At 60.9% G+C, this 19,464-nt stretch carries 17 protein-coding genes and 3 pseudogenes; 9 read left to right on the top strand and 11 right to left on the bottom strand.

Annotated features, from left to right (window positions below; genetic code table 11):
* Window positions 1-79: 79 nt before the first annotated feature.
* The gene (locus E2E30_RS13365) at window positions 80-391 is read right to left on the bottom strand and encodes an HU family DNA-binding protein (protein ID WP_165954583.1); all 312 of its coding nucleotides are present in this window, start codon (window positions 389-391) and stop codon (window positions 80-82) included.
* 424 nt (window positions 392-815) lie between these two features.
* Window positions 816-1,313: a MucR family transcriptional regulator gene (locus E2E30_RS13360; RefSeq protein WP_133190568.1), complete on the bottom strand. Its 498-nt coding sequence runs from the start codon at window positions 1,311-1,313 to the stop codon at window positions 816-818.
* Between the two features lie 511 nt (window positions 1,314-1,824).
* Between E2E30_RS13360 and E2E30_RS21255 the strand changes: the two are divergent.
* Window positions 1,825-2,636 (top strand): annotated as a pseudogene (locus tag E2E30_RS21255) (IS5 family transposase).
* A gap of 72 nt (window positions 2,637-2,708) precedes the next feature.
* On the opposite strand, the gene E2E30_RS13350 reads toward E2E30_RS21255, so the two are convergent.
* On the bottom strand, window positions 2,709-3,470 hold the full coding sequence (locus tag E2E30_RS13350) for a COG4705 family protein (RefSeq protein WP_133190566.1): 762 nt from the start codon (window positions 3,468-3,470) through the stop codon (window positions 2,709-2,711).
* Window positions 3,471-3,790: 320 nt separating this feature from the next.
* On the opposite strand from E2E30_RS13350, the gene E2E30_RS13345 reads away from it, so the two are divergent.
* On the top strand, window positions 3,791-5,095 hold the full coding sequence (locus E2E30_RS13345) for an NRAMP family divalent metal transporter (RefSeq protein ID WP_133190564.1): 1,305 nt from the start codon (window positions 3,791-3,793) through the stop codon (window positions 5,093-5,095).
* A 48-nt stretch (window positions 5,096-5,143) separates the two neighbouring features.
* Complete coding sequence (locus E2E30_RS13340; protein WP_133190562.1) at window positions 5,144-5,665, top strand: hypothetical protein; 522 nt, start codon at window positions 5,144-5,146, stop codon at window positions 5,663-5,665.
* On the opposite strand, the gene E2E30_RS13335 is transcribed toward E2E30_RS13340, so the two are convergent.
* Complete coding sequence (locus E2E30_RS13335) at window positions 5,654-7,051, bottom strand: sensor histidine kinase (RefSeq protein WP_133190560.1); 1,398 nt, start codon at window positions 7,049-7,051, stop codon at window positions 5,654-5,656. The two genes, E2E30_RS13340 and E2E30_RS13335, sit on opposite strands and share 12 nt — an antisense overlap.
* Entirely contained in the window at window positions 7,038-7,712 is a 675-nt protein-coding gene (locus tag E2E30_RS13330) for a winged helix-turn-helix domain-containing protein (RefSeq protein ID WP_133190558.1), read from the bottom strand. The genes E2E30_RS13335 and E2E30_RS13330 overlap by 14 nt, the downstream gene beginning before the upstream one ends.
* A 160-nt stretch (window positions 7,713-7,872) precedes the next feature.
* Here E2E30_RS13330 and E2E30_RS13325 point away from each other — a divergent pair, with 160 nt between their 5' ends.
* The 3 genes from E2E30_RS13325 to E2E30_RS21070 all read left to right on the top strand — a co-directional run bounded on the left by E2E30_RS13325 (window position 7,873) and on the right by E2E30_RS21070 (window position 9,729).
* Entirely contained in the window at window positions 7,873-8,187 is a 315-nt protein-coding gene (locus E2E30_RS13325) for a PepSY domain-containing protein (protein ID WP_133190556.1), read from the top strand.
* A gap of 100 nt (window positions 8,188-8,287) precedes the next feature.
* On the top strand, window positions 8,288-9,061 hold the full coding sequence (locus tag E2E30_RS13320; RefSeq protein ID WP_133190554.1) for a COG4705 family protein: 774 nt from the start codon (window positions 8,288-8,290) through the stop codon (window positions 9,059-9,061).
* 302 nt (window positions 9,062-9,363) lie between these two features.
* Window positions 9,364-9,729, top strand: coding sequence for a hypothetical protein (locus E2E30_RS21070; RefSeq protein ID WP_240698934.1), 366 nt, complete (start codon window positions 9,364-9,366; stop codon window positions 9,727-9,729).
* A 179-nt stretch (window positions 9,730-9,908) separates the two neighbouring features.
* Here the strand turns inward: E2E30_RS21070 and E2E30_RS13310 are convergent.
* The 4 genes and pseudogenes from E2E30_RS13310 to E2E30_RS13295 form a co-directional block, all read right to left on the bottom strand.
* Window positions 9,909-11,080 (bottom strand): annotated as a pseudogene (locus tag E2E30_RS13310) (IS3 family transposase).
* A 406-nt stretch (window positions 11,081-11,486) separates the two neighbouring features.
* A complete protein-coding gene (locus tag E2E30_RS13305; RefSeq protein WP_133190550.1) occupies window positions 11,487-12,527 on the bottom strand; it encodes an IS110 family transposase in 1,041 nt (346 codons plus the stop codon).
* 223 nt (window positions 12,528-12,750) lie between these two features.
* On the bottom strand, window positions 12,751-13,347 hold the full coding sequence (locus E2E30_RS13300) for a hypothetical protein (protein WP_133190548.1): 597 nt from the start codon (window positions 13,345-13,347) through the stop codon (window positions 12,751-12,753).
* A gap of 72 nt (window positions 13,348-13,419) precedes the next feature.
* The gene (locus E2E30_RS13295; protein WP_240698933.1) at window positions 13,420-13,830 is read right to left on the bottom strand and encodes a MarR family winged helix-turn-helix transcriptional regulator; all 411 of its coding nucleotides are present in this window, start codon (window positions 13,828-13,830) and stop codon (window positions 13,420-13,422) included.
* Between the two features lie 73 nt (window positions 13,831-13,903).
* Between E2E30_RS13295 and E2E30_RS13290 the strand changes: the two genes are divergently transcribed.
* From E2E30_RS13290 to E2E30_RS13280, 3 genes are all read left to right on the top strand, one after another.
* Window positions 13,904-15,655: a chloride channel protein gene (locus E2E30_RS13290; protein WP_240698932.1), complete on the top strand. Its 1,752-nt coding sequence runs from the start codon at window positions 13,904-13,906 to the stop codon at window positions 15,653-15,655.
* A gap of 64 nt (window positions 15,656-15,719) precedes the next feature.
* The gene (locus E2E30_RS13285) at window positions 15,720-16,436 is read left to right on the top strand and encodes an HPP family protein (protein ID WP_133190546.1); all 717 of its coding nucleotides are present in this window, start codon (window positions 15,720-15,722) and stop codon (window positions 16,434-16,436) included.
* Window positions 16,437-16,573: 137 nt separating this feature from the next.
* Complete coding sequence (locus E2E30_RS13280; protein ID WP_133192092.1) at window positions 16,574-17,638, top strand: NAD(P)H-dependent flavin oxidoreductase; 1,065 nt, start codon at window positions 16,574-16,576, stop codon at window positions 17,636-17,638.
* Between the two features lie 12 nt (window positions 17,639-17,650).
* Here the strand turns inward: E2E30_RS13280 and E2E30_RS13275 are convergent.
* Window positions 17,651-18,124: pseudogene (locus E2E30_RS13275) on the bottom strand (transposase); the annotation flags it as partial.
* Between the two features lie 89 nt (window positions 18,125-18,213).
* A complete protein-coding gene (locus E2E30_RS13270; protein WP_133190544.1) occupies window positions 18,214-19,299 on the bottom strand; it encodes a sensor histidine kinase in 1,086 nt (361 codons plus the stop codon).
* Window positions 19,300-19,464: the final 165 nt, after the last annotated feature.

Genomic DNA, 19,464 nt, shown 5'->3' with positions numbered 1-19,464 from the left:
CGGCTCGACATGTTGAGCTGGGTGCACTGAGGGCCTCAGACAGGAAGCCAGTACGCCAGAAAGCGACGACGGCTGAAAATTAGGCGGAGAGCCTGTCCTTGACAGCCTTTGCGGGGGAAAAAGTGAGCTTCCGCGCTGCCTTGATCGTGATAGTCTCGCCTGTCGCGGGGTTACGGCCTTCGCGTTCAGGTGTGTTCTTCACCTTGAATTTTCCGAATCCGGGCAGAGAGACCTCCTCGCCACGCGATGCTGCATCGGTAATTTCAGCAAAAAGATTGGCAAGCATCTCGCGGGCGTCCACCTTGGTCACTCCGTGCGCGTTGGCGAGTTTTGAAGCGAGATCCAGGTTTGTCATGTTTCCTCCTTGTGCTGAGTGCAAACAGTAGTGCATATCGCAGACAAGCTGCGCCGTCACTGACGTAGGGTTTCAATACCAAGTTCGCGACGCATCCCGATAAAATCATTGGTGCCATCGGATCGGTCGGGTCGGGCTGATTGCAGCTGCGGTTCCAAGTGCTTTAGCCATGCTGAGAGGCGTTCGCTTCCTGCCGTGGTTTGGGCGGCCGCCCGCGGTGTCACGTCCTGAGCATCCCCCGGGCTCGTCCACCGTGGCTCGGTACTACTGATCGAGCATGAGCACGAGCGGGGGTGGTGATCTCGGATGCTATGCTTGGGACCGGTTCGGAAAGAGCGTAAGGCCGTAGCGCTATCGCCTGTTCGCCCGTTTCGATTGTCGTCAGCGGCGTACCGCCCAAGCCGCCCAGAGCATCACTGATGAAAGCGGTTCCCCGCGCCGCACGCTCGCCGCCTGTCGTTCAACCAGGATCGACAAGCTTCGCGGGCCGACCACGCTTCGGCTCCGATGGGGAAGCCTCGGCCTTTACAGGAGCGTTTTGTCTCGGCTTTCGTCCAAGACCGATTTTCTTCGCCATATCACGACGCATTGCCGAGTAGGACGGCGCGGTCATGGGATAATCGGGCTTCAAACCATAGCGCGCGCGATATTCGTCGGGCGTCAAACCGTTGGTAGTGAGATGCCGGGTCAATGCTTTGTAGGGCTTGCCGTCGATCATCGAGATAATAACATCGGGATTGGCCAACGACTTCCGCGCAGTGACCGCGGCGGTAAATTCCGGAGCAGCGTCGTCCGCAGGAGCTTGAGACGCTGCAGTCGAGAGGCCGATCAGTGCGTCATGCATCGACTTTAAGAAGGATGGAACATCCTCCGCCGACGTGCGCGTATTTGGGTTCGACAGCCATGCCATTGTCAATTCTGTAGCAAGTTCAACGGCGTCGATAGTTTCATCAGTCAATGTCGATTTCCTTCAATTGAGGCTGCAGTAAAAAATCTCAAAAATTTACATTCAATATCGCAGGTGTGTGTGACCCATAAAATACGCTATCAGGATGCGACTAACCCGCTCTGAAAGTTCGACATTGACCAGAAGCGACTATCGCGGCCGCACAGTGCCCGAGTAGCTATTTCGTTCTGAAGCTAGCGTTTGGACACGTTCAGCGCGCTGGGCCATTTCCTCCCATCGCTCGGCCGATCGAAGGGCTCGAATACGAACATTTGGTAGCGTGGCAGTCTCAGCTACTGCACGTTCGGGCTCCGCACGTTTGCGGTACGATGTTGCTTCATTGCTCATCTCAACCGTTTATCTCATTTGGCATCCGCCCGCTAGCGATGTTGCTTTCAAAGCGAATGGCTGCACTATGGCGCTTTGTGTCCATCACGCCAGCGGTAGCGCGCTTGCCGCAGCGGGCGTCAGATAGCTCTCTCTTAGGCGGCGTGGACAAATTGGTTGACGCGAGATTCGGTGATTGATTCAAGGCTTCCTTTTGGAGGCGGGGTTGAGCCGGGGCGATCTGAGCGAAGCGGAATGGCGTGTTTTGAGAGGCTTGCTGCCGATTGATGCGGCGAGCCGTGGGCCTGGGCGACCGCCCGAAGAGAACCGTTCGATCATCAACGGCATCCTCTGGCGGCTGCGCTGCGGCACGCCTTGGCGCGATGTGCCGCCCAAATACGGCAACTGGAACACGATCTACCGCCGGTTTCGGCGCTGGAGCGAGGCCGGGGTTTGGGAGGCCGTTTCGGTCACGCTGGCCGAGATGATGGCGGACAGCGGCCATTACAGTATCGATAGTACCACCGTTCGCGCCCACGTCTCGGCAGCGGGCGGAAAAGGGGGGCTCATCGACGCGCTCTTGGCCGCTCGCGGGGCGGGTTCACCAGTAAGCTTCACTGTCTGGCAGATGCCCGAGGACGACCGCTCGCCTTCCACCTGACAGTCGGCGAAGCGGCCGATTGCAAGGCCTATGACACGCTGATCGCCCTGCCGGAGCAGGCGCCAAAGGCGCTGCTGGCCGACAAGGGATATGACGCCGACGCCATCCGAGCCGACCTTGCGCGCCGCAACATACAGGCCGTCATCCCGGGCCGATCAAACCGCCGGATCAAGATCGAACACGACCGCTCGCTCTACAAGGAACGCAATCATATCGAACGCTTCTTCGGCCGCCTCAAAATCAACCGCGCCATCGCCACCCGCTACGACCAGCTCGCCGAAAGCTTCCTCAGCATGATCCATATCGCCGCCGCTAGATACTGGCTCAAATTTGTCCACGCCGCCTAGGTTTTCATAAAGCCGCTCGTATCGAGGAACGCGAAACGGCCAGTGGCGGTCGGGCCATCCTCAGATTGGCGCCTACGATGAACCCTCGAGCGCATCAGCACGCGTGGTCGTAAGGTATATAACCAACCCGACGATCACCATTAGAAACGCAGCGCTAACGATCGTCGTTGAATATCCCAGCCCGCCGTCCTTCGGGGCTTGTGTCAGGAAATCGCCCATCGATGCGCCGAGCGGCCGGGTCAGAACATAGGCTGACCAGAAAGCGAGCACCGGATTGATGGCTTTGGCATAAAAGCCGAGCGTGATTACTACGATCAGTCCTCCGAAAATCGCGCCCGACAGTGCGTAGCCCAAGCCCATTTGCTCGGAAACCAAGTCGCCAGCCGCAGTGCCCAGCGCGAAGGTAAACAGGATCGCCAGCCAATAAAATCGTTCTCGCCGCGGCGAGGTGATGTCGTGGATCGAAAGGGTGTGTTCGGCCCGGTACCAACCGATGAAGGTTGCAGCGAGCGCGACCGCAAAGGCAATCGTGGTGACATACAGGCTGACCCCGAACGTGTCGCTCAGATTGTCGGTGATGAGCGTTCCGACAACGCTAAGCAAAACAACCGTGATCCAATAAATCCACGGGACGTAGCAGTCCTGCCGCATCTGAATGACGAGGAAGATCGCCAAAACGGCCGCTGCGAGCAGCGACGTAATCGTTAATCCGAAGCGCAGATTGAAATTGAGAAAATCCGCACCCGTTTCGCCGACCGTGGTCGCGAGGATTTTGATCACCCAGAAAGCGAGCGTGACAAGCGGCACCTTGTTCAGCATGGCGCGATCGGACATTGTCATAAATTCCTCGACCTAATTCCCTGCAGTGAGATGCTAACCGAACGAATTGTCATTCGTTCCGAGTTCGCAACGGATTCAGGACACGTTGGTAAGAAACAATCTTCAAGCAGGTGTGGGGTGAGGTCGACGCGAAAACATCTGCTATCATAACGGGCGTTTGAAACTGTCAGCCAATTCGTCCCAGGATCGCTCATCTCTCGACGATTAAATTATGGCAGATTTCATGAAGTGCAGTGACGGAGGAGCTGTCTCGGTCTAGTTCGGGAGTGTCGCGGCCGGGAGCGCAGTCGATAGTCCTAAACAGGATCCCCCGCATGCCCAACGACGTCCCCGCGCCAAATCCACACGAAGCGGTAAAGCAGCCGGAAACACCCAAGCTGCTTGAAGTGCTCGGACCGGGTCTGATCACTGGAGCATCCGACGACGACCCCAGCGGCATCGCCACCTATTCGCAGGCGGGTGCGCAGTTCGGCTATGATCTGGGCTGGGTGATGCTGTTCAGTTGGCCGCTGATGTGCGCGATCCAGGAAATCAGCGCCCGGATCGGCCGCGTTACCGGGCGGGGGATCGCCGGCAATTTGAAGCGGCATTATCCCCGAGCGCTTCTATGCGGCATCGTCGCGTTGTTGGTGATCGCCAACACCATCAATCTCGGCGCCGATCTAGGCGCAATGGCAGCAGCCCTGAAGCTGCTGCTACCCGGCCCGCAGTGGGCATATGTCGTGGCGTTTGGGATCGCGTCGCTCGCGCTGGAAGTGTTCGTTCGGTATTCGCGTTACGTCTCGCTTCTCAAATGGCTGACGCTTTCGCTGTTCGCTTATGTCGCGGTCGCGCTGATGGTGAAGCTGCCCTGGACGACGGTTGGCTACCACCTGATCGTCCCCCATGTCGCGTTCAGCACCGGCTATCTTACCGTCGTCGTTGCCATTCTGGGGACGACGATCAGTCCCTATCTCTTTTTCTGGCAAGCCGAAGAGGAAGTGGAGGACATCAAGGAGCGGGCAGGCGCACGCCCGCTCGGGCGAGCCCCTGATCAAGCGAAGACGGAGCTGCGGCGCATTCGGCTGGACACGCTAGTGGGCATGGGGCTGTCCAATATCGTCGCCTTGTTTATCATCCTGACGACGGCGGCGACGCTGCACGCCCATGGTGTGACCGATATTCAAACGTCCGCGCAGGCTGCCGAAGCGTTGCGCCCGATCGCCGGTCAGTTCGCGTTCCTGGTTTTCGCGCTGGGGATCATCGGCACCGGCATGCTGGCGCTACCGGTTCTGGCGGGCTCTGCCGCTTATGCGATGGGCGAAGCCTTCGGTTGGCATGTAGGCCTAGCCCGAAAGCCGCAGCGGGCAAAGGCATTCTATGCAACGATCGGGGCGGCCATGGTCATCGGAACGGTGTTGAACTTTACGCCGATTGACCCGGTCAAAGCGTTATTTTGGAGTGCAGTGATCAATGGGGTCGTAGCCGTGCCCGTGATGGTCGCCATGATGTTACTCTCGAGCAATCGAGCGGTAATGGGCGACTTCCGGCTACCCCCCATCCTGAAATCGATCGGGTGGATTGCCACTTTGGTTATGCTTGCGGCCGCAATCGGGATGGTCGCGACCTTGACAGGCTAGGTTGTCAGGCTGCGGTTATTAAAATGTTCGCGAGAAAGGCTGGCGTGTATGCCAGCCTTCCTGACGGTCAGATCAATGGCATTGGCGAACCCGGCGGTGGTGATACCAGACCGTGCGGCACTGACGCTGCTGCCAACCATAGCCGCGGCCGCGATCACCATATCCATGGTCACCATATCCGCGATCGCGATAGCCCCGGCGGTCGTCGCGACGCATGCCATGGTCGCTGTTCGATTGCTGGTCGCCATTGCGACTATCGTCGCGCCGAGCGTGATCGTCCTGTCGCATTCCATTATCGCGCCGTGCCTGTTCGTCGCGACGCATTTGATCATCGCGCGACACAGGTTGATCCCGTCGCATATTGGGGTCCGGCTGCTGGTTCGGATAGTTCTGGGCCAAAGCTGGGACTACCAGGCTGGCGGTACCGACCGTCAGGGCAATTGCGGCGGCGAATTTCAGGAAGCGCATTTTCTCTCTCCGATGGTTGAGGACTTCAAGCGCAACCAATGGCGTTCGAGAACGGGTACATCATTCGCAATAACCAATGTGGTGATGCGGTTAGCGCTTTGATGTTGGCGAACCGGGGTGGGGGCTCTGAGCGAGCGACAATTCCGCGCGAAGCCCAGGGGTATTGTCAAGCAAGCGCAACGTTGCACCGTGGATTTTGGACACGGCGGAGACGAGCGACAATCCCAGGCCCACGCCGGGCGTCGCCCGGCTTTCGTCGAGCCGGTAAAAGCGTTCGAGCACATGCTCACGCTCGGCCAGGGGAATGCCCGGGCCGTCATCCGCGACGCTGAGAACGACCCTGTCCGCGCCCTGCTCAAGCGCCACCGAGACATGCGTTCCGGTTGGCGTGTGTATGATCGCGTTCTCGATAAGGTTCGTGACGGCCTGCGTGAGCATCTCGGGATCGGCTCGAGCGAGCACCTCCGATTGGATCGTGGCGGACAGCAAATGCCCTGCATCTTCAGCAACGACGCGATAGGCCTCAACCATTCGCGACACGAGCGCGCTCAGATCGATCTCGATAATTCGCTGCTGCCCCGCTCCTGCTTCCAGCGCGCTGATCCGAAGCAGCGCACGGAACACGCGCAGGATTTCGTCGACCTGCGCCAACGCAGCTTCGACCTGTGGTTCGGCCGCCGACCCTCTCACGCCATCCTGCAGCGTTTCCAGCCGCTGGCGCAGTCGCGTCAGCGGCGTGCGCAGATCGTGCGCAATATTGTTCGAGACGTGCCGCATGCCGTCCATGAGTGCCTCGATCCGCGCCAGCATCTGATTGAGATTGGTGGAGAGGTCGTCAAACTCGGCGCTTATGCCAATCTTCGGCAAGCGTTCGGTCAGGCTACCGTCAATGATCCGCGCAACCGATCTATTCACCTTGTCGAGGCGACGCAGAAAAATACTGCCGACCACGAACCCGCCAATAAGTGCAAGCGCGGTAATCAGTCCGCCAAAGGCAGCGCTCGCCGTCCCGAGGGTCCAGCGCAATTCTTCGAGATCCGATGTGTCGCTGGCGACGACCAGCATTGTGCGATCATCAAGCCGTGCGCCGAGCGCTGACAACGTCATGGTTGCGGCACCATCGTCATTATTGGCATCGTGGTTGGGAAGCGTGACCAGGTGCCACCCCGGCTGGGCCATCGATGCCGGCAGGCTACCCGCAAGATATTTGCCGCCACGGTCCACCAGTAAATAGCGCAGTTGATGCTCGCGTGCCGCATTCTCACGGCGGACGACAGACCGGATTGTCTCCGCCGCACCGACCGCGTGGCTTTCCTCGCGCAGTACGGCGACCTCGGCGACGATGCTGTCGTTCGCGACCTCGCTCGCGTACCGACTAACCGACTGTTCGACCATGAACAGCAAGGCGATCGCGCCGACCGCGAAGATCGCCGCCATCATCAGCGCGAAGCGAAAAGCGCTGCTGCGAAGCGGGCTAAGCCGCCGCATCGAGCCGATATCCGGCGCCGCGTACGGTATGGATCAGATCATGGCCGTATCCACGGTCCACCTTGGCGCGCAACCGACTCATGTGGCTTTCGATGAGATTGGTTCCCGGATCGAAATGGAACGACCATACGTTCTCGAGCAGCATCGTCCGCGTGACGATCTCGCCCGCGTGCCGCATCAAAAATTCGAGCAATTTATACTCCTGCTGCTGAAGATCGATGCGTAGGCCGCCCCGCATGACCGTGCGCTTGAGCAGATCGATCTCGAGGTCGGCGACCGCGAGCTTGGTAACGGTCTCGGTCACAAGAGGGCGTCGCCCCAGCGCACCGACCCGCGCCAGCAATTCTGAACCGGCAAACGGCTTCACGAGATAATCATCGGCGGTCGCAAGGCCTTCCACCCGGTCATCGACATCGTCCATGGCGGTCAGGAATAAAGCGGGGGTCTGAACCCCCGCTGCGCGCAGCGCCTTGAGCACAGCGAGGCCGTCGATACCGGGCACCATGCGATCGAGGATCAGGACGGAATAGCTGTTGCTGGTCCCGAGAAAGATTGCATCCGGTCCCGTCGCACAGTCATCGACCACATGACCGGCAGCCTGCAGCAGGCGCACGATATGCTCGCGAACCTCCCTGTCATCCTCCAGTAGCAAAAGCCTCATCGCAATATCCTCGTTATGCTGCGGCCTGTGCAGAGCAGGAGTGAGTGGGGCGATCGGCTAATTCGCCAAGTTAGCAATTCCTAACCTTCGCCTCAGGTCCGGCGAATGCGGGGTCGTCTAAAGCAACTGCCAAGGCGCTTCGCCTTTGTAGGAGACTATCATGCGTAAACTCATTTGTCTGACCGCGGTTGCGATGCTCGCCGCGACTAGCGCTTCGGCCGCCCCTGCCCAGCACGCGCTGAAGGGCGCGAGCCTCGCACCAATGGCCAAGGTGACCCTCGCCACTGCTCGGACGACTGCGCTCGCCGCCCGTCCTGGCGTGATCACCGACCAGGAACTCGAAAAGGAAAAGGGCGGCACGGGCTTGCGCTATTCGTTCGACATTAAGAGCAACGGCAAGACGTTCGAGGTCGGCGTCGATGCCCGCACCGGCAAGGTGCTCGAGAATGGCGCCGAAGGTCCCAATGCCGACTGATCGCTAACGAAAGCCGACCGCCGTTGCCCAAGGATCGTTTGGGCGGCGGCGTTCGTTCGCCGGACAATCTGACACATGGTCGACGATAATAGGATTGCCAATGGCTGACGCACCAACCGAGCCCGAGAAGGTCAGCAAGGTGCCCGAGGTCGTGCTGACCTTCTGGATCATTAAGATCGCAGCGACGACGCTTGGCGAAACCGGCGGCGACACCGTCACGATGTCGATGAACCTTGGTTATCTCGTCGGCACAGTGATTTTCGCCTCGCTGCTCGTCGGCTCAGTATGCTGGCAGATCAGCGTGAAGCGGTTTCATCCGTTTCTTTACTGGGGGACGATCATTGCCTCGACCACGGCGGGGACGACGCTTGCCGATTTTGCCGACCGCTCGCTCGGAATCGGCTACACTGGCGGCTCGGCATTGCTGCTGACGTGCCTCCTCCGCACGCTGGCATTGTGGCGTTGGTCGATGGGCTCGGTCTCGGTCGATTCCGTTCGGACGCCCAAGGCAGAGATTTTCTATTGGGTGACGATCACCTTTTCCCAGACGCTCGGTACCGCGCTGGGGGACTGGATCGCCGATACCGGCGGGCTTGGCTATGAGGGTGGTGCGCTAGTGTTTGCGGCCGCACTGCTACTCCTCGTTGCCCTTTACTTCTGGACCAGCGTATCGCGCGTTTTCCTGTTCTGGGCAGCGTTCATTCTGACGCGCCCGCTCGGCGCTACGGTCGGCGATTTGCTCGACAAGCCGCTCGACAAGGGCGGTATGGATTTCAGTCGGCCGCTAGCTTCGGCCGTGCTGGCGGCCTTTATTTTTGCATGTATCCTGTTGCTGCCGCAGCGCGCCGCACAGCATCTGGAAAATGCAAGGTAAGAGGGATGGACGGTCAACGATGGATTGGCGCCCTATTCCGCTGCTGCGCGCCGATCGCACTTGTGGCTGCATCAATCCGAATAACCCCGGCCCACGCTCGCGAGGTAGCGATAACGTTCGACGAATTACCCGTCTTCAAAAAATTTAGCTCAGCGGCAGATGGCGCTGCCGTGACCGCTCAACTGCTAGTGGCTATGAAGCGCAATCGCTGGAAGGCGACCGGATTCGTCAACGAGATTCAGCTCGACGCGCCTGATCGGCCGCTCCGCATAGCTCTAATGTAATAGTGGATCGATGCAGGGATGGATCTTGGCAACCACACGTATTCGCATCTCTCGCTGAACAAAACGCCGGTAGACGCCTATATCGCCGATGTTGCGCTGGACGAGACGGAGACCGCTCCACTGCTCGCTTCAAGTGGACGTCGCGAACGCTGGTTTCGGTATCCATTCCTTGAAACCGGTCCAACCAAGGAGACGCGTGCCCGCTTTGAAGCTTGGCTTGGTGCACATTATTACCGGGTCGCTCCTGTGACGATGGAGAATAGCGATTGGCAATTCTCAGGCCCCTATGACGACGCGATGGCACGCGGGGTTGCGCGACAGGCACTTCGCATCCAACAGCAATATCTAGGATTCACCAGGCAAATCGTGGCATGGTATGTTTAGGCAGGCCACCGCTTGTTCAAACGCGACCCCGCGTTTGTCTTATTGCTCCACGCTAGTCGACTTAATGCCGCGAGCATTGATGGCGTAAGCCTCGATCCTTCGTGCGGGAAAACTTCGCCCGGTTTCTCTCGCTAAGGCAATGCGCTGACCTGCCCCCACCAAGTGGACCGTGTTGATTGTTAGTGGATTATGCTCGCCCCCGCCATATCCGGGCGGAGGTGGAGCGAAGCGGAACCGGAGGCCGGATATGGCGGTGAGGCCGTTTCCGGGGCCGGCGGTCGTTAGCCCAGGCTGCTGTGCGGACGGACCGTGTTGTAATGTCGCCGCCAGGCTTCGATCAGCACCTTTGCCTCGGCGAGGCTGTAGAAGATCTCGCCGTTGAGGAGTTCGTCGCGCAGCGACCCGTTGAAGCTCTCATTGTAGCCATTCTCCCATGGTGACCCCGGTGCAATGTAGAGCGTCTTCACGCCGATCTGGCCGAGCCATTTCTGCACAGCGTTGGCGATAAATTCGGCGCCATTGTCCGACCGTATATGCGCCGGTGGTCCTCGTGTAACGAACAGGTCGGCCAACGCCGCCAGCACGTCTTCATGTTTGAGCTGACGAGCAACGACCAACGCCAGGCACTCTCGACTGGCCTCGTCGATGATGGTCAGGATGCGGAACTTGCGACCATCATGCGTGCGGCCTTCGACGAAGTCGTACGCCCACACATGCCCCGGATATTCCGGGCGCAGCCGGATACATGATCCATCGTTGAGCCATAGCCGCCCACGCTTCGCCTGACGTTGCGGGACCTTGAGCCCCTCACGCCGCCAGATCCGCTCGACCCTTTTATGGTTCACCGACCATCCGGCATGGCACAGCAATGCCGTCACGCGGCGATAGCCATAGCGACCATATTGCTTCGCCAGCGCGATGATGTCCTCGCTCAGCGCCTGCTCATCATCCGCCCCGCGCGGCACCTTGCGCTGCGTCGATCGATGCTGGCCCAGCACCCGGCAGATCCGTCGCTCGGACACCGGAAGCTCTCGTCGCACATGATCGATGCAGCGCCGTCGCCGCGCAGGGCTCAGAAGTTTCCCCGGGCTGCCTCCTGTAAAATCAGCTTGTCCAGCGTCAGGTCCGATATCGCACGCCGGAGACGCAGATTCTCCTTCTCCAGATCCTTCATCCGCCGCGCCTGGTCGGTTTTCAAACCACCATATTCCTTACGCCAGCGGTAATAGGTCTGCTCGCTGACCGCGATCCGCCGACACGCTTCGGCAGTCGACGCACCCTGTGCCAGCACGATCTCAACTTCACGCAGCTTGCCGATAATCTCTTCCGGCTTGTGCTTCTTGAATGGCATCTGTCGTCCCTTTCGTGGTCCAGACTATCATAGTCTTTGGGCCACTCAGCGGGGGGCAGATCACTTGCCGCCGACCCTCTCTATCGCGGATTGAGTCAATAGGCGCAGACTATCGTTCGTCGCCGCGAGAGTGTCGGGAGGTGTGGTCGGGACGTAGCGCCGGGTATCCGCGTGAATTCTCGTTTTCTGCCGAGCTGGAGGAAGTGCCACACGGGGTTCGTGCTTCTCTTCGGGGTCGGCGCGCAGCCGCCCCATGATGGGTAAGAAAGAGCAGGGTGGATCAATCTAACGAGCGCCCCTGCCGTTGCAGGCGGGCTGCTGCCGTTACGATCTCACCCCACCTTCGTCCCCGTGAGGACCTATTGCTGCCGAGGCAGAACCGTTAAAGCTCCTGTTTGAGATTGTGTCAGGCGACCGCGGTACCGGGCTCGCTGCCCCAGCGGAAATCGGTGCCGTCCGTCCACATGCGGTGGAGGACGACCGCCAGGCGACGCGCGACGGCGACGATGGCGCGCCGCATGCCCCGGCGCTGTGCGACCTGCATCCCCCAGGCCTTGAGCCACGACCAATGCCGGCTCTGAGTCAGCAGGACCTGGGCCGCTTCGTACAGCATGGTTCGCAGCATGGCGTCGCCAGATTTGGAGATGCCGCCATCATAGTCGATCTCGCCCGATTGATAGCGCCGGGGTGTCAACCCGACATGCGCGCCGACCGCCCTGGAATGCAAAAATCGCTGTGGTTGGTCGATCGAGGCACGGTAGGTGAGCGCCACCACCGGGCCGACGCCGGGCGCGGTCATCAACCGTTTGCAGACCGGATCATGCCGGACCGTGTCGAGCAGCATCTTGTGGAGCGTGGCCAGTTGCTGGCGCATCACCCGCCGCACCGTCAGCAACGGCTCGACGATCGCCGCCAGTCTCGGAAAGCCCTCGACCAAGTGCCGGATCCGGGCCTCGTAACCGATCGTGCTGACGACACCGACCTTTAGGCCGAAGCTGCGCAGCGTGCCGCGCATGTCGGATTCGATGTCGATCAGCTTGCGCTGGACGAGCTTGCGGCTGGTCAGCAGCATCCGCTGCTCCTGCGCGGCCAGCGTCTTCACATGCACCGGCTTAAACAGGCCGACCCGCATCATCTGGGCGATCCCGCGGGCATCGTTGCGGTCGGACTTGTTGACCTGCTGCGCCTGCAACAGCGCCTTCATGTGCCGTGTCTCGACGCAGATCACCGGAAGGCCCGCTTCGCTCAGACCGTTCACCAGCCATTGCGACAGCGGTCCGGCCTCGATCCCGACTCGCAGGTAATCGCCGCCAACCGACGTCAGCAGCACCGCAATGTCATCGGGCTCGGTCGGCACCTTGTGCTCGCACAAGACCTTGCCGGTATCGTCCACTACGCACACCGACGTTTCCTTCACCGAAACGTCCAGACCCACGAAATGCGCCATCGCCCTTACTCCTTCCCTCGATGCGCGAGGTCAGGTTCGACCTCGATCCAGGCATCGTACGTGAAGGGGCTGCAATCTCATCGTCCGAGGATCGAAATGCAGCCGCCGCGATACACCATCTAATGAGCTTCCTTTTCGGGCTCGCCCGTCCACTGCCGGCATGAATTAAGCGGAAACAGTTTTGCATATAGGTCTTCAGCGCAAACGGCGGCTCGGTCCGTACTCATACCATTTCTGGCGGTATCCGCACGCCGCTCCTCGATCCGGCGCGAGCGTACACGACCTTGCCGCCCAGAGCTGCGGTAGCGGCGCGCAACAGCACGCGTCGCGCAGCAAAGCTCGCCGGCACAGTCTGCGACCCAAACCGTTGCGCGAAACCCTCCCGCCAAAGCCGCGAAGCGACGACATGAATCTCGTCCCGTGTCGGCGGTCGCTCTTCACAGATGCAGGCCGTTATCGCGGGATACAATCGAGGCGAGAGCACTGTTTCTGCCGGTGCGGTCGGCGCGCTGGGCCATATTCCACGCTTCTCGCACTGGGCGTCCAAGACCGGCCTGCGTTGCTTGCGCCAAGCGCACCCTGCGAACCAGAGGGGCGCGGCAGCAACTACAGCGAACGCCAATGTCATATGCAGAAATTCGCTTGTCGGCAGTTCACCGAGCAGCGCGAGCACCAGGAGGGTGAGAATAGCCGGTGCCCCCCATTCCGGATGCAGCACGAGCCGAAACCCATACCACAGGAACCAGCAAAGCAGCGCGGCTGCCAGCAGGCTGGTGACGACCAGACCGATTGCTCCAACCATGACGAGGATCATCTGCATTTCGCCGACTCCTTCCGGTAATATATATCGTATTACGACATATGTTAGAATGGGAGCGGCTCACAAGCCCAATCAATCGACGCGCGCGAGCAGTTCGGTCAACATGGGCCTGATACGCACAAGCTCTTCGCGATGCGTCTGCGACAGCTCTCGCAAGAGCGTTCGCGCCTTCTGTGTCAATTCCAGCAGCGCTTGCCGACCATCGTCGGGGGATGGTCGGCGCGTCACCAGGCCAAGCATTTCCAACCGATCAACCAGTCCGGTTGCACTGTGCGGCCTCAAGGTTAGACGCTCAGCTACATAGCCGATGCTGACGTTCGCGTTCGCAGCCCCCCGAAGGGCGAGCAGCGCCTGGTGTTGCTGCGGCGTCAGTCCACAGCTGGCCGCCCCGCGTTCACTGAAAGCCAGAAACTGGCGAAGGGCGTAGCGAAAGTCCGCAAGCGCGGCATAGTCCGCGTCGGTCGGTTCATCCCGGTCGATCATCAATCCGTTCCTAGATATTGAACTATATCGTGTCACGATATAGGCACGCGCCATTCCTGAACGGCGGGTGTGCATGACGACTTCCACGATAAGTATCCCGAAAACCAGACGGCTTGCCGACCACAGCGCCGATTGGCGCATGGTCATGCTCGCCGGCGCGGCAATCGTCGTTGGCACGGGCGCGGCATTTGGCGCCTGGATCCTGCTGAAGCTCATCGCGCTTGCCACCAACCTGTTCTGGTTCGGAAGGCTGTCGACCGCGCCTGCTGAAATCGTAAACGCTCACGTCGGTCTGGCGGTCGTCGCGATACCAGTCATCGGCAGTGTACTGATCGGCTTGATGGCGCGCTTCGGCTCCGAAAAGATCAAGGGGCACGGCATTCCCGAGGCGATCGAGGCCATCCTCTATAGCGAAAGCCGCCTGTCGCTCAAGGTCGCGATCCTCAAGCCGCTGTCCTCTGCAATATCGATCGGCAGCGGCGGCCCGTTCGGGGCTGAAGGGCCGATCATCATGACTGGTGGTGCGATCGGGTCGCTGTTTGCACAATGCTTTCACCTGAGCGCGGCCGAGCGGAAGACCCTGCTCGTCGCCGGTGCTGCGGCGGGCATGACCGGAATTTTCGGCACGCCGATCGCGGCGATCCTGCTGGCGATCGAGGTGCTGCTGTTCGAGTGGAAGCCCCGCAGCTTCGTGCCCGTGGTCGTGGGCACGTTGGTGGCGTTTGCCTGGCGACCCATGCTGCTCGGCGCCGCACCACTCTTCCCGTTCGCAGCGGCTCCCGTGCAGGCGTGGTGGCCGACCGGAGGGTTGGCCCTCGGGATGGGCGTTCTGGTTGGGCTCGAGGCGGCGCTGCTGTCAGCGTTGCTCTACCGCGTCGAGGATGCGTTCCACCGCCTGCCCGTGCACTGGATGTGGTGGCCGGCGCTGGGCGGTATCGTCGTCGGGATCGGGGGGCTGATCGATGCCCGTGTCCTCGGCGCCGGCTACGCGAACATCCAAGCGTTGCTCGACGGATCATTGGCAGTGCGTGTCATCCTGGCGCTGCTGGTCGTCAAGGCAATCGTGTGGCTGGTCGCGCTGGGATCGGGAACGTCGGGCGGCGTCCTCGCACCACTGCTGATCTTGGGTGGCGCGCTGGGTGCCCTGCTCGGGCAGTTTCTGCCCGGGTCGGTAGGGTTTTGGTCGATGGTCGGCATGGCGGGCATGATGAGCGGCGCCATGCGCGCGCCACTGACCGGCGCGCTGTTCGCGGTCGAGTTGACCGGTCACTACGATGCCTTGCCCGCGACGATCGCGGCCGCGACCGGAGCTTATGCGATCAGCGTCCTGATCATGCGCCGGTCGATCCTGACCGAAAAAATCGCTCGGCGCGGCCGTCACATCCTTCAGGAATATACGGTTGATCCGCACGAATTCCTGCAAGCAGAGCAGGTGATGACACCCGATCCTGCCGTGCTGTCGAGCGCCATGTCGATCAAGGATGCGGTCGCCTTTTTCGCGGACGCAGCAACGCACCGGACCTATCCCGTGGTGGACGATGGCGGACGCCTGGTCGCGATGGTGTCGCGATCCGATGCCCTGCGCTGGCAGGTCGAAGGTGAGCTGCCCGATACCTCACTTGCCGAGACGCTGTCCGACTCATCGCAAGCGATCGCTTATCCTCACTCGCCGATCGGCGAGGTTGCCGACCTGATGGTCGAAAGCGGGGTCGGACGTATCCCCATTGTCGAGGCGGGCACCAATCGAGTTCTCGGCATCCTCTCGCGCCATGACCTGCTCAAGGTCCGCAGCGCCCGCAAGCGCGCAGAAATCGACCGAACCTAGCAGGGCTATCGCGGTGGGTATTGCTGCTAGAAGGCATACCGGTCGGAGCAGGTGATCTGAAAATATGAAGCTGTCTTTGCCTTTTGTGCCTATCCTCGCCGGTGCGACCCTGCGTGACCGGCTACTCGCGTGCATCGGCGCGTTGATCGGCGTTGCGCTGACGAGCCTCGTAAGCGCGGCGGCCCTGCACGGATGGGCACCGCTCCCGTTGCTTGTGGCGCCGATCGGCGCGTCCGCGGTGCTGGTCTTCGCCGTACCGGCGAGCCCATTGGCCCAACCCTGGTCGGTCGTTGGCGGTAACGTCGTCTCGGCGCTGGTGGGCGTAACCGCGGCCCGGTTCGTACCCGTCCCGTATTTGGCGGTAGGGGTTGGCGTGGGCGGGGCGATCCTCGCCATGTCGCTGCTCCGCTGTCTGCACCCGCCCGGTGGGGCTGCCGCGCTTACGGCCGTGATCGGAGGCCCTGCGGTGCTGGGCGCCGGTTACGCCTTCCCGTTCGTGCCCGTCGGAATCAACTCGCTGATATTGGTTCTGGCCGGCATCGCGTTCCACAGGGCCTCCGGCCATTCCTATCCGCACCGCCCGATCCCGATCGTCGGTCACGAACTCGCAGCGTCCGAATTAGGCATTCCGCACCCTACGGACATCGACCTTGCGCTTGCGGACCTCGGCGAGACCTTCGATGTAACACGGGAGGATCTTGACCTGCTGTTTCGACGGGTGGAGTTCCACGCGGCCAAGCGGACCGCGGGATCCAAGCGCGCTCCGCCGAGCTTGATCTGACTCTCGGGAGGCATGCCCGGGGTTCCCCTGCGGACACGCACACCTCGCCAGGTTTTGTCGCCACTCGCTGTTATTCACATCCTCCGCGGTAAGGCCGATAAGCAGTTATAGCGCTCGCATTTAGGTGTCAGATGCCAATATCATTACTCAACCGATTGGGCCTGTCGGTCCCTCTGATCCAGGCGCCGATGGCAGGCGTATCCACCCCGGAACTTGCGGCCGCAGTATCCGAACAGGGCGCATTGGGCTCGATCGGCGTCGGAGCGACCGACGCTAATGGTGCGCGGGCCATGATCGAAGCCACCCGAGCTCGAACAAACAAAGCCTTCAACGTCAATTTATTCGTCCACGGCGCCGCCACCGCGGACGCCGTCAGAGAAGCTGCCTGGCTCGACTGGCTCACGCCTGTCTTCGCCGAGTTCGAGGCCAGACCGCCGAGCGCGCTCAGAACCATTTACAAAAGCTTATCCGACGATCCCGACATGGTCACCATGCTGCTCGAAATGGCGCCCCGGGTGGTCAGCTTTCACTTCGGCCTGCCGTCCTTTGAAATCATCGCCGCCCTGCACGACCGAGACATCGTGTTGATGGCGACGGCCACCAACCTTGATGAGGCCCGAGCGATCGAGGACGCGGGCATCGATGTGATCGTGGCGCAAGGGATCGAAGCCGGCGGCCATCGAGGCATGTTTGATCCTGTTGCTGCGGACGACGCGCTCGGCACGATTGCGCTAACTCGTCTTCTGGTACTTGAAACCAAGCGGCCGGTAATAGCGGCGGGAGGCATTATGGACGGCGCGGGGATCGCTGCAGTTCTCGACCTGGGTGCAGTTGCGGCGCAGCTCGGGACCGCCTTCATCGCCTGCCCCGAGAGTGCCGCCGACGATGGATACCGGGCCGCCTTGACGGGACCGGGCGCCCATCACACATCGCTCACATCGCTGATTTCGGGTCGACCAGCCAGGGCGCTTGCCAACCGGTTCACCGGACTTGCGGCCGCGATTGGCAATCGACGGCCTCCAGATTACCCCATCGCATATGACGTCGGCAAAGCACTGAACGCGGCGGCGAAGGCAAAGGGAGAATATGGGTTCGGCGCGCAATGGGCCGGGCAAGGTGCGCCTCTTGCGCGTGCGATGCCGGCGGCCGAACTGGTCCAGCTATTGCGAACAGAATTACAGCGCTGCCGGAACGCGGTTTGAAAGGCAGATTCACACCCGGCGATAGCCGTAGCGGCCATATTCCTTCGCCAGTGCGATGATGTCCGCCGTCAGCGCCAGTTCGTCATCTGCCCCGCGCGGGACCTTGCGCTGTCTCGATCGATGCCGAGCCAGCACCCGGCATATCCGTCGCTCGGACACCGGAAGCTCTCCTCGCGCATGATAAGACAGCGCAGTCGCCGCGCGGGGCTCAGAAGTTTTCCCCTTTCAGCCTCTCCCAAGATCAGCTTATCCAGTTTGAGGTCCGAGATCGCACGGCGAAGCCGCTGGTTCCCTCGCTCGAGGTCCTTCATCCGCTGGCCTGATCCGTCTTCAGGCCGCCATATTTCTTGCGCCAGCGATATAGGTCTGCCCGCTGACCGCGATCCGCCGACCGGCGGCAGCAGTCGATCCCCCTTGTGCCAGCACGATCTCAACTTCACGCAGCTTGCCGATAATCTCTTCTGGCTTGTGCTTCTTGCTCGGCATTCAACGTCCCCTTCATGATCCAGACCATCATAGTCTCTGGGCCACTCAGCGGGGGGCCGATCAGTTGGTAGTCGACCCTAAAGGAGCCCTTACAATGCCACCGGCTCCGCAGTCCCCCGCGCAAAGAAGATGTCGACGCGCATGCCTGCCCCTCGCGCGGAATGCACCGCGAGCGTAGCCTTCGCATTCTGTCGCAGGGATTGAGTGATCACAGCGCCGAGTTTACCGGATTGGGGCCAAGTGGCGCCCTCCGCCAGGCCAACTCCATCGTCGGATACGACGACGCGGCAGCCCTCGTCATCGACCAGGCTCGACAGCGAGATGACGCCCTTGTCGCGTCCGACGAAGGCGTACTTAAGCGCGTTCGTCATCAGTTCGTTTACAACGAGCCCGGTCGGCATCGCGACGTTGATGGAGCACGGCCAAGCGTCGACACTAAGGTCGAGGCGCACGCCCTCGACGGCATGGGCTTCCATCACCGACGATGCGATCTTGCTTAGGTAGACGCCAAGGTCCACACCGTCATCGGCATCCTCACCGGAGAGGAGGTCGTACAGCATCGCCAGCGAGTTGATCCGTCCCGCAAGCCCGTTAAATCGCGCACCGGTCTCGTCATCGGACACGTTTCGCGCTTCCATGCGGATCAGCGCTGTGATCATCTGAAGATTGTTCTTAACCCTGTGCTGCAACTCGCGCAGCTGGACGTCCTTGTCGCGCAGGAGTTGTCCGTCCTTCTCACCGGGAAGTGATTTCCTCTGTCCGGTTTTTGCCAGCGCCACCAACCGGAAAAGCGGTTCGCCGTTGTCGGACTCAATGGTGTTGGACCAGGCGTCCACTTCGACGCTCCCTTCATCGCAGCCAATGGTGAAGGTCCCGATGTATTCGTCGTCCTTCAGAACGGCTTCGCCCAGATGTGTTTCATCGTCGCGCGCCGCCGCAACGCCCGGAAGCGCGCTCCACTGCTGACCCTGTAATGCCACGGCGCTTTGGCCGGTGAGTCGCTCGAATTCGAGATTGCAATAGGTGATCGTCTCCGAGGCGTGCAGTTCGGCAACCGCAATCGCCACGGGAACATGATCGAGAAACTGCTTAAAACGGTCGCTCTCGAGGGCGTCCGCAAGCCCCGGGGTCGCTAGGATTTTCTCGACATTGGCCGACCTTGCTTGTTCGTCCATTCCTACCCCCATAAAACTCTATCCAGCGCGCCACCCAACGTCACCCTCCTCAAACAATTCGTCGCTCTCAACTTCAGGAATCGCCTCCCAAATTTGCTTGTCGCGAGAGTGTTCGAACAGGATTGTTCCGACTGACCACTATTCTAACGGACTGCGTCGGTTCGT

It is taken from the genome of Sphingomonas sp. AAP5 (assembly GCF_004354345.1).
In the GTDB taxonomy this organism is placed as follows: domain Bacteria; phylum Pseudomonadota; class Alphaproteobacteria; order Sphingomonadales; family Sphingomonadaceae; genus Sphingomonas; species Sphingomonas glacialis.
This window is presented reverse-complemented; position numbering and strand designations above follow the sequence as displayed.

Bases quoted from the DNA above. Each gene is read 5' to 3' on its own strand.
- E2E30_RS13365 (WP_165954583.1), bottom strand. From the start codon at position 391: ATGCACTACTGTTTGCACTCAGCACAAGGAGGAAACATGACAAACCTG.
- E2E30_RS13350 (WP_133190566.1), bottom strand. From the start codon at position 3,470: ATGTCCGATCGCGCCATGCTGAACAAGGTGCCGCTTGTCACGCTCGCT.
- E2E30_RS13345 (WP_133190564.1), top strand. From the start codon at position 3,791: ATGCCCAACGACGTCCCCGCGCCAAATCCACACGAAGCGGTAAAGCAG.
- E2E30_RS13340 (WP_133190562.1), top strand. From the start codon at position 5,144: ATGCCAGCCTTCCTGACGGTCAGATCAATGGCATTGGCGAACCCGGCG.
- E2E30_RS13335 (WP_133190560.1), bottom strand. From the start codon at position 7,051: ATGCGGCGGCTTAGCCCGCTTCGCAGCAGCGCTTTTCGCTTCGCGCTG.
- E2E30_RS13330 (WP_133190558.1), bottom strand. From the start codon at position 7,712: ATGAGGCTTTTGCTACTGGAGGATGACAGGGAGGTTCGCGAGCATATC.
- E2E30_RS13325 (WP_133190556.1), top strand. From the start codon at position 7,873: ATGCGTAAACTCATTTGTCTGACCGCGGTTGCGATGCTCGCCGCGACT.
- E2E30_RS13320 (WP_133190554.1), top strand. From the start codon at position 8,288: ATGGCTGACGCACCAACCGAGCCCGAGAAGGTCAGCAAGGTGCCCGAG.
- E2E30_RS21070 (WP_240698934.1), top strand. From the start codon at position 9,364: ATGGATCTTGGCAACCACACGTATTCGCATCTCTCGCTGAACAAAACG.
- E2E30_RS13305 (WP_133190550.1), bottom strand. From the start codon at position 12,527: ATGGCGCATTTCGTGGGTCTGGACGTTTCGGTGAAGGAAACGTCGGTG.
- E2E30_RS13300 (WP_133190548.1), bottom strand. From the start codon at position 13,347: ATGCAGATGATCCTCGTCATGGTTGGAGCAATCGGTCTGGTCGTCACC.
- E2E30_RS13295 (WP_240698933.1), bottom strand. From the start codon at position 13,830: ATGATCGACCGGGATGAACCGACCGACGCGGACTATGCCGCGCTTGCG.
- E2E30_RS13290 (WP_240698932.1), top strand. From the start codon at position 13,904: ATGACGACTTCCACGATAAGTATCCCGAAAACCAGACGGCTTGCCGAC.
- E2E30_RS13285 (WP_133190546.1), top strand. From the start codon at position 15,720: ATGAAGCTGTCTTTGCCTTTTGTGCCTATCCTCGCCGGTGCGACCCTG.
- E2E30_RS13270 (WP_133190544.1), bottom strand. From the start codon at position 19,299: ATGGACGAACAAGCAAGGTCGGCCAATGTCGAGAAAATCCTAGCGACC.